This window comes from Ruegeria meonggei, assembly GCF_042768335.1.
In the GTDB taxonomy this organism is placed as follows: Bacteria; Pseudomonadota; Alphaproteobacteria; order Rhodobacterales; family Rhodobacteraceae; genus Ruegeria; species Ruegeria meonggei.
The window spans coordinates 4024652-4032564 of record NZ_JAXHBT010000001.1; the positions used below are offsets into that span (position 1 = coordinate 4024652).

General features: G+C 58.8%; 7 protein-coding genes. All 7 read left to right on the top strand.

Translation table 11 applies throughout. The features are described from left to right. Positions 1-7: 7 nt before the first annotated feature. The 7 genes from SJY13_RS20090 (at position 8) to SJY13_RS20120 (ending at position 7751) form a co-directional block, all read left to right on the top strand. A complete protein-coding gene (locus tag SJY13_RS20090; RefSeq protein ID WP_377193493.1) occupies positions 8-1102 on the top strand; it encodes an energy transducer TonB in 1095 nt (364 codons plus the stop codon). Then, the gene (gene tolB, locus SJY13_RS20095) at positions 1099-2409 is read left to right on the top strand and encodes a Tol-Pal system beta propeller repeat protein TolB (RefSeq protein ID WP_377193495.1); all 1311 of its coding nucleotides are present in this window, start codon (positions 1099-1101) and stop codon (positions 2407-2409) included. The genes SJY13_RS20090 and tolB overlap by 4 nt, the downstream gene beginning before the upstream one ends. Before the next feature lie 87 nt (positions 2410-2496). After that, positions 2497-3006, top strand: a complete 510-nt coding sequence (pal, locus tag SJY13_RS20100) for a peptidoglycan-associated lipoprotein Pal (RefSeq protein WP_085824211.1) — start codon at positions 2497-2499, stop codon at positions 3004-3006. 4 nt (positions 3007-3010) lie between these two features. After that, positions 3011-3835 carry a tol-pal system protein YbgF gene (gene ybgF / locus SJY13_RS20105; RefSeq protein ID WP_377193497.1) on the top strand — a complete coding sequence of 275 codons (825 nt, stop codon included), beginning with the start codon at positions 3011-3013 and terminating at the stop codon, positions 3833-3835. After that, on the top strand, positions 3832-5085 hold the full coding sequence (gene tilS / locus SJY13_RS20110) for a tRNA lysidine(34) synthetase TilS (RefSeq protein WP_377193499.1): 1254 nt from the start codon (positions 3832-3834) through the stop codon (positions 5083-5085). The genes ybgF and tilS overlap by 4 nt, the downstream gene beginning before the upstream one ends. 76 nt (positions 5086-5161) lie before the next feature. Further along, positions 5162-7078 (top strand): ATP-dependent zinc metalloprotease FtsH, encoded by a 1917-nt coding sequence (gene ftsH, locus SJY13_RS20115; RefSeq protein ID WP_085824208.1) that lies wholly within the window; start codon positions 5162-5164, stop codon positions 7076-7078. A gap of 97 nt (positions 7079-7175) precedes the next feature. After that, positions 7176-7751 (top strand): MOSC domain-containing protein, encoded by a 576-nt coding sequence (locus SJY13_RS20120; protein WP_377193501.1) that lies wholly within the window; start codon positions 7176-7178, stop codon positions 7749-7751. The last annotated feature ends 162 nt before the right edge of the window (positions 7752-7913 follow it).

Below are 7913 nucleotides of genomic sequence, written 5' to 3' on the forward strand. Positions count from 1 at the left end.
CCGCGCGGTGGACACCGGCACCAAGATTTCGGCGATTGCCCATGCTGGCCTGATCGGATGGGCCTTGTTTGGCGGCACCTTCCGGTCCGAACCGTTACCTATGGCTGTGCAGGAGGTGTCGGTGATTACGGCTGAGCAATTTGAGGCGATGACTGCACAAAGCGACGCGCCCGAAGTGCCGGTTCCCACCGCATTGCAACAGCCCGAAGCGCCCGAGGAAGAGGTCAGCACCCCAGAACCGGTCGAGGAAGAGCAACCCCGACCCGATGTTACGACACCGGCGGAACCGGAACCCGACCCGGTGCCTGAACCAGTTGAGGCACCGCCCGAACCCGTGGTGATCGAAGAGCCCCCGACCTTGGATCAGCCCGAACCGGTGACCGAGGTTCTACCCGTACCTGAAGGCCCCGAGGCGTTACCGCGCCCGTCAGATATCGTCGCACCGGAACCCGTCGCCCCGCCACCACCGGACGCCCAGCCGGATGATGTGGAGTCCCCCGCGGTGTCATTGGATGAGGGTGCCGAGGTTCAACAGGAACAGCAGGATCAGACCGCCCCGGAAGAGGCCACAGATGTGATTGTGACCGAGGCGGAAGAAACCCAAGAAAACGCCCCACGAACGTCGCCACGCCCAAAAACAAGGCCCAACAGGCCCGCGCCACCGGCCAAGCCCGTCGTGGCTGAGACCGAGGAGACGACACCGCCGGAACCCACAGAACCCGACACAGCCATTGATGATGCGCTGGCCGAGGCGTTGGGGCAGGGCAGTGAACCAATTGGTCCGCCACTCACCGGCGGTGAAAAGGATGCCATGCGGTTGGCTGTGTCGAAGTGTTGGAACATTGGTTCCTTGTCGACAGAAGCTCAGCGAACTGTGGTTGTCGTCGGCTTCTCGCTTTCTCGTGATGGAAAAGTTTCTGGTGGTTTGCGCCTGCTGAGCAGCTCTGGTGGGTCTGCGTCTGCGGCAGATCAGGCCTTTCAAGCTGCTCGGCGCGCGATTCTACGTTGTGGAGCTAAAGGTTACGACTTACCTGCTGACAAGTATGATCAGTGGAAGGATATTGAAATAACATTCAATCCCGAGAGGATGGGGATCAGATGATGAAACTTCTTGCCAGCTTGTTGTTCGGCCTGACGCTATTAACGGCTCCGGCTTTTGCGCAGCTTCGTATTGAACTGGATAACCCAATCATCGAGCCCTTGCCCTTTGCGGTGCCGAACTTCGTACCCGACGGGCCAGCAGCGACGCAATACGCCAATGATCTCTCTCGGGTGATCGCAGACGATCTGATCGGAACCGGGTTGTTTCGCGAGATTTCTTCGGACGCCTTCATCAGCCGGGTCAGCAGCTTTGAGGCTCCTTTGCAGTTCGCGGACTGGAAAGCGATCAATGCCGAGGCGCTGGTAACCGGTGCGGTCAACGTGTCAGGCAACAAACTGACGGTGCGGTTCCGGGTCTGGGATGTGTTCTCGGACAAGGAACTTGGCAACGGTTTGCAGTTTACCGGAACCACCGAGGGCTGGCGGCGCATGGCACATAAGGTGGCCGATCAGGTCTATAGCCGGATTACGGGTGAGGGGGCCTATTTCGACAGCCGCGTGGCCTTTGTGTCCGAGAGCGGGCCCAAAAACCAGCGTCTGAAACGTCTGGCGATCATGGATTACGACGGCGCGAATGTGCAGTATCTGACCGACAGCGCCGCCATCGTGCTGGCCCCGCGCTTTTCACCCACTGGCGACCGGCTTCTTTACACCAGCTATGCAAGCGGCAGCCCGCGCATCTATGTTCTGGATGTCGACCGGGTCCGGCAGACTGAGTTGAACACCCAAGGCGGCACGATGAGCTTTTCGCCGCGGTTCTCTCCGGATGGGCGTTCGATCGTTTATTCGCTGATCCAGGGCGGCAATACCGACCTGTGGAAGATGGATCTGGCGTCGGGGCAAAGCGTGCGCCTGACCAATACGCCGGCAATTGAAACCGCCCCCAGCTATTCGCCGGATGGCACGCGGATCGTGTTCGAAAGCGACCGCTCGGGCACGCCGCAGCTGTACATCATGCCCGCAAACGGGGGCGAGGCCACGCGCATCAGTTTTGGTCAGGGCCGCTATGGCACGCCAGTCTGGTCGCCGCGTGGGGATCTTGTTGCCTTTACTAAGCAGAACAAGGGTCGGTTCCATATTGGCGTCATGCGCGTGGATGGCAGTGAGGAACGCCTTCTGACGTCCTCTTTCCTGGACGAGGGCCCGACCTGGTCACCCAACGGCCGGGTCATCATGTTCACCCGCGAAACGCAGGGCGCAAGCGGCCGGGCAACTCTCTATTCGGTGGATATCTCGGGTCGGAACCTGCGCCCGGTGCGCACCCCCGACGGTGGCAGCGATCCGTCCTGGGGGCCATTGCAGAATTGATCGCGCCAGAGTGTTGGAAAAGTTCACATAAAACCTGCACTGTGGTACAGAGACGGCAATAAACGATAAATCGACGAGGCACTTGAAATGAATGTATTGGGCAAAATCCTGGCTTTGGGCATGCTGAGCGTAATTGCCGCCTGCACCAATAATGATCCATCCGCATTGGGCGGCGGTTTCGGCAATGGTGCGAATGGTGCCATTTCGCCGGGCTCGCCAAGTGATCCGCGCTCACCTGCCTATTTCCAGCAAACCGTTGGGGACCGGGTCCTGTTCTCGGTGGATCAGTCGACATTGACACCGCAGGCGCAGACGGTATTGCAGGGACAGGCCGACTGGTTGCTGGCCAATACGGATTTTGTGGCCACGATCGAAGGTCACGCAGACGAACAGGGCACGCGGGAATACAACCTTGGGCTTGGAGCAAAGCGCGCCAATGCAGCGCGCGAATACCTGATTTCGCGCGGGGTGGCAGGCAATCGTCTGACCACGGTCAGCTATGGCAAGGAACGCCCGATCGAGATTTGCAGCACCGAGGAATGCTATTCCAAAAACCGTCGCGCTGTGACGGTGCTGACTGGTTCAACCTTGGGGTAAGACAATGCGATTTGCAGGATGGGTTTTGGCGGCGGTTGTTGCGACCGCCGGTGTGGCACAAGCGCAGGACCAGCAGACTCTGGCGGATATCCGGCAAGAGTTGACTGTGCTGCATGTAGAAGTTCAGCGTCTGAAGCGCGAGTTCTCGACGACCGGGTCTCCGGCACCGAACCTGTCCGGCAATTCCGTCCTTGAACGCGTCGATGCGATCGAGGCCGAATTGCAGCGCCTGACGCGGCAGACCGAGCAATTGAATCAACGCGTGCAGAATATCGTGACCGATGGCACCAACCGGATCGGCGACATGGAGTTCCGGCTTTGTGAGCTGGAAGCCGGCTGTGAAATCTCGGGTGAACCAACCAGTACCTTGGGCGGCGAAAATACAGCATCCGGTACCACGGTTGTAACACCCTCCAATCCGGTTGCGACCGAACAAGCGGAACTGGCCATCGGGGAACAGGCGGATTTCGATGCCGCCGCACAGGCGCTGGCGGATGGGAACTTTCAGGTCGCTGCTGACCAGTTCGCGCAGTTCGACACGTCTTACCCCGGCAGCCCGCTTGCGTCCGAGGCTAATCTGAAACGCGGACAGGCGCTGGAAGGTCTGGGCGACACACGTGAGGCTGCGCGCGCGTTTCTGGCCAGTTTCACCGGCGATTCCGAAGGTGCCGTCGCGCCTGAGGCACTGTTCGAGCTCGGGGCGGCCCTGGGCCGTCTTGGGCAGACGGATCAGGCTTGCATCACCTTGTCCGAGGTTGGTGTGCGCTTTCCGACTTCGGCCAATGCGTCCCAAGCGACGCAGGAAATGGCATCTCTGGGCTGTTCTTGACCGACAGGGCCGACATTCTTCAATCCGAACTCCGCGCGCGGTTGCCTGAAACGCTGCCGCCGCGATTGGGTGTGGCCGTATCCGGCGGTGGCGATTCGGTTGCATTGATGTACCTGCTGCACGCGATTGCACAGCGTGAAGGGGTCGCGATGCATGTCGCCACCGTGGACCATGGTCTGCGCGCCGGATCGGCGGATGAGGCCGCGCGCGTTGCCGTACAGGCGACACATCTGGGGCTGTCGCATGAAACGCTGCTCTGGCAGGGCTGGGATGGGACAGGAAACCTGCAGGATCAAGCCCGCCAGGCGCGGTATGCTCTGCTGACCAACTGGGCGCATCGCAATGGAATTCCGGCGATTGCGCTGGGCCATACTGCTGACGACCAGGCTGAAACGGTTCTGATGCGTCTGGGCCGGGCGGCGGGAGTGACAGGGCTATCCGGCATGCCCAATTCCCGAGAGCGAAACAGCATCACCCTATTGCGCCCGATGCTGGGCCTCACCCGTCAACAGCTGCGCGACTATCTGACTGAAGCTGGTGTGGATTGGGTCGAAGACCCGTCGAATCACGATCAGCGATTTGATCGAATTAAAGCGCGCGACGCGCTTTTGGGCCTCGGCACGTTGGGGATCTCGGCCGCTTCGCTGGGTCGCGTGGCCGAAAATCTTGCACAAGCCCGTGAGGCGTTGGCGCGTTATACGCAGGAAACCGCCCGTAAAATCACTGTGGTGGATGGCGGTGACATCTGCGTTGACCGTGCAAAGTTTGATGATCTGCCCAACGAAATCCAACGTCGCCTGCTTATTGGCATCATCGCTTGGATTGCAGGGCCGGGTTACCCGCCGCGCGGGTCCGCTGTAGAGCAGGCGGTGGCTGCTGTGGGTGACGGGAAAACGCTGGCTATGGCGGGCTGCCTGCTGACTTGTCAGGAGGATAAAGCGTGGTTTTGCAGAGAGCTAAACGCGGTTGCGCACGAATTTGTCCGGACGCACCAGACCTGGGATAAACGTTGGGTCCTGTCTGGTCCGGCGACAGAAAAAACACAGGTCCGTGCACTGGGTGAGGCCGGATTGCGTCAGGTCTCTGAGTGGCGAACAATGGGCAAACCGCGGCCAGCTTTGTTATCGTCACCGGCGGTGTGGGAGGGGGAAACCTTGCTTTCCGCTCCGCTGGCGGGGTTTTCGAACGGCTGGAGCGCCAATTTCACGCCAGAAAGGCCTGAGTTTTACACTTCTCTTTTATCGCATTGAACATGCTTGAATCATCTCTATTTTAAAGAGCAACACGGCAGACCCCCATCTGCCGATATCTTTTGGGAGAATTTCCTTGGGCAACGCTCGTAATATCGCCTTCTGGGTCGTTCTGTTTCTGCTGATTCTTGCACTGTTCAATCTGTTCAGCGGACCAGGCGGATCGCTTCAGAACAATGAAAGAACTTATTCGGATTTTGTCACCGCTGTTGAAGGTGGTGAGGTCGAGAACGTGACACTGGACGGCGAACAGATTCGGTACACCACGCAAAGCGGTGCAACTTATGTCACCATCAAGCCCGCGGATGCTGAGGTGACCAAGCTTTTGATCGACGAAAACATTCCGGTTCAGGCGGTGAAACAGCAGCAATCCGGGTTCCAGTCGTTCCTGATCACGCTTCTGCCCTTCCTGCTGCTGATCGGTGTCTGGGTCTATTTCATGAACCGGATGCAAGGCGGCGGCAAAGGCGGCGCGATGGGCTTTGGTAAGTCCAAGGCCAAAATGCTGACCGAAAAGCATGGCCGTGTGACCTTTGACGATGTCGCAGGCATCGATGAGGCCAAGGAAGAGCTGGAAGAGATCGTGGAATTCTTGCGTAACCCGCAGAAATTCAGCCGTCTGGGCGGCAAAATTCCTAAAGGCGCGCTGCTGGTTGGCCCTCCGGGTACGGGTAAGACGCTGTTGGCCCGAGCCATTGCCGGCGAGGCGGGTGTTCCGTTCTTCACTATTTCCGGTTCTGATTTCGTTGAGATGTTTGTGGGTGTGGGTGCATCCCGTGTGCGCGACATGTTCGAACAGGCCAAGAAAAACGCACCATGCATCGTGTTTATCGATGAGATCGACGCGGTCGGTCGCCATCGTGGCGCGGGCTATGGCGGCGGCAATGATGAGCGCGAACAAACGCTCAACCAGTTGCTGGTCGAGATGGACGGGTTTGAGGCCAACGAAGGCGTGATCATTCTGGCGGCGACCAACCGTAAAGACGTGCTGGACCCTGCGCTGCTGCGCCCGGGCCGGTTCGACCGCAACGTCACCGTTGGCAATCCTGACATCAAAGGCCGTGAAAAGATCCTGGGCGTACATGCCCGCAAGACCCCGCTGGGCCCCGATGTCGATCTGCGCATCATCGCGCGTGGGACACCAGGTTTCTCGGGTGCTGATCTGGCCAACCTTGTGAACGAGGCCGCGTTGATGGCCGCCCGCGTAGGCCGTCGCTTTGTCACCATGGAGGACTTTGAGAACGCCAAGGACAAGGTGATGATGGGGGCTGAGCGTCGCTCGATGGTGCTGACCCAGGATCAGAAGGAAAAAACCGCCTATCACGAGGCTGGCCACGCCGTTGTCGGCCTGAGCCTTCCGCTGTGTGATCCGGTCTACAAAGCGACGATCATTCCGCGTGGTGGCGCATTGGGTATGGTTGTGTCGCTGCCAGAAATGGACCGTCTGAACTATCACCGCGATGAATGTGAGCAAAAGCTGGCGATGACCATGGCCGGTAAGGCCGCCGAGGTGATCAAATACGGTGAGGACCATGTCTCGAACGGGCCGGCCGGTGACATCATGCAGGCAAGCCAGCTGTCGCGCGCGATGGTGATGCGCTGGGGTATGTCGGACAAGGTCGGCAATATCGACTATGCCGAAGCGCATGATGGGTATTCTGGTAACACCGCCGGGTTCTCGGTCTCAGCGCATACCAAGGAACTGATCGAAGAAGAGGTCAAGCGCCTGATCCAGCAGGGATACGAACGGGCCCATAAAATCCTGTCCGAGCAAGGTGAAGAATGGGAACGTCTGGCGCAAGGTCTGCTGGAATATGAAACGCTGACCGGGGAAGAGATCAAGCGCGTCATGAATGGCGAACCACCCAGCGAAGGTGATGACGAAGGCGACAGCCCGGATGAAGGCAGCGCGCCCAGCGTCACGGCGATCCCGAAAACCAAGGTCAAGAAGACGCCTCCGGACGGAGATATGGAGCCGGAACCTTCGACCTAAGCAAATCAAACCCGGGCAATGCCCGGGTTTTTTCTTTTCATTTAACGGTATTGGTTTTTTATTGGCGCCTAATGCAGGATTGTAAAAGGGGCGAGCGATGCCAGTACTGCGCAAAACGGAATTTGTGGCCGAAGTGGCCTGGTTGGGGCATGTGCCTGCTGGAAAATCGATCCGGGCTTTGCCGGTCGAAAAGCTCGATTTGGGGTTTTCCGGGGAAAAAGACGCTCGGCACGAGGGGGTGAACCGAGCCTCATGCGTTCGAGTGAAAAACCTCTATACCCAAGGTACTGAAATCCGCAATGTGCGCCAATTATCGGTTCTGTCCGTCGAAGAAATTCAGGCAACAGCCCAAGAGATGGGCCTGACGCAGCTGGACCCAACCTTTTTGGGTGTCAGTATCTTGCTGCGGGGCATCCCGGATTTTACCCATGTACCACCGTCCTCGCGGTTGCAGGTGGCCGACGGTCTGACCATCACGGTCGACATGGAAAACCGCCCCTGCGTGTTACCGGGGCGGGAAATTGAATCCGACCAGCCCGGTTATGGCGCAGCATTCAAACCAGCGGCTCAGGGGCGTCGCGGAGTCACGGCATGGGTAGAACGGCCGGGAGAATTGAGGTTGGGGGACAAGATGGCGCTGTTTGTCCCGGATCAGCGCGCTTGGAAGCCATAAAGGTCCGCCGTTTCCAATCAGAAACCGATGAAGTGACGCTACGACGTTTCAAGGCACAATTATGTCGGAATCCATAGTCACCAGTTTGGTACACAACGGTATGGATTGCACAGCACCGACGCGTTGCGTCGGTTTTGCACGGCATTCAACCAGGGACCCTGC

Bases quoted from the DNA above. Each gene is read 5' to 3' on its own strand.
- ybgF (WP_377193497.1), top strand. From the start codon at position 3,011: ATGCGATTTGCAGGATGGGTTTTGGCGGCGGTTGTTGCGACCGCCGGT.
- SJY13_RS20120 (WP_377193501.1), top strand. From the start codon at position 7,176: ATGCCAGTACTGCGCAAAACGGAATTTGTGGCCGAAGTGGCCTGGTTG.
- tolB (WP_377193495.1), top strand. From the start codon at position 1,099: ATGATGAAACTTCTTGCCAGCTTGTTGTTCGGCCTGACGCTATTAACG.
- pal (WP_085824211.1), top strand. From the start codon at position 2,497: ATGAATGTATTGGGCAAAATCCTGGCTTTGGGCATGCTGAGCGTAATT.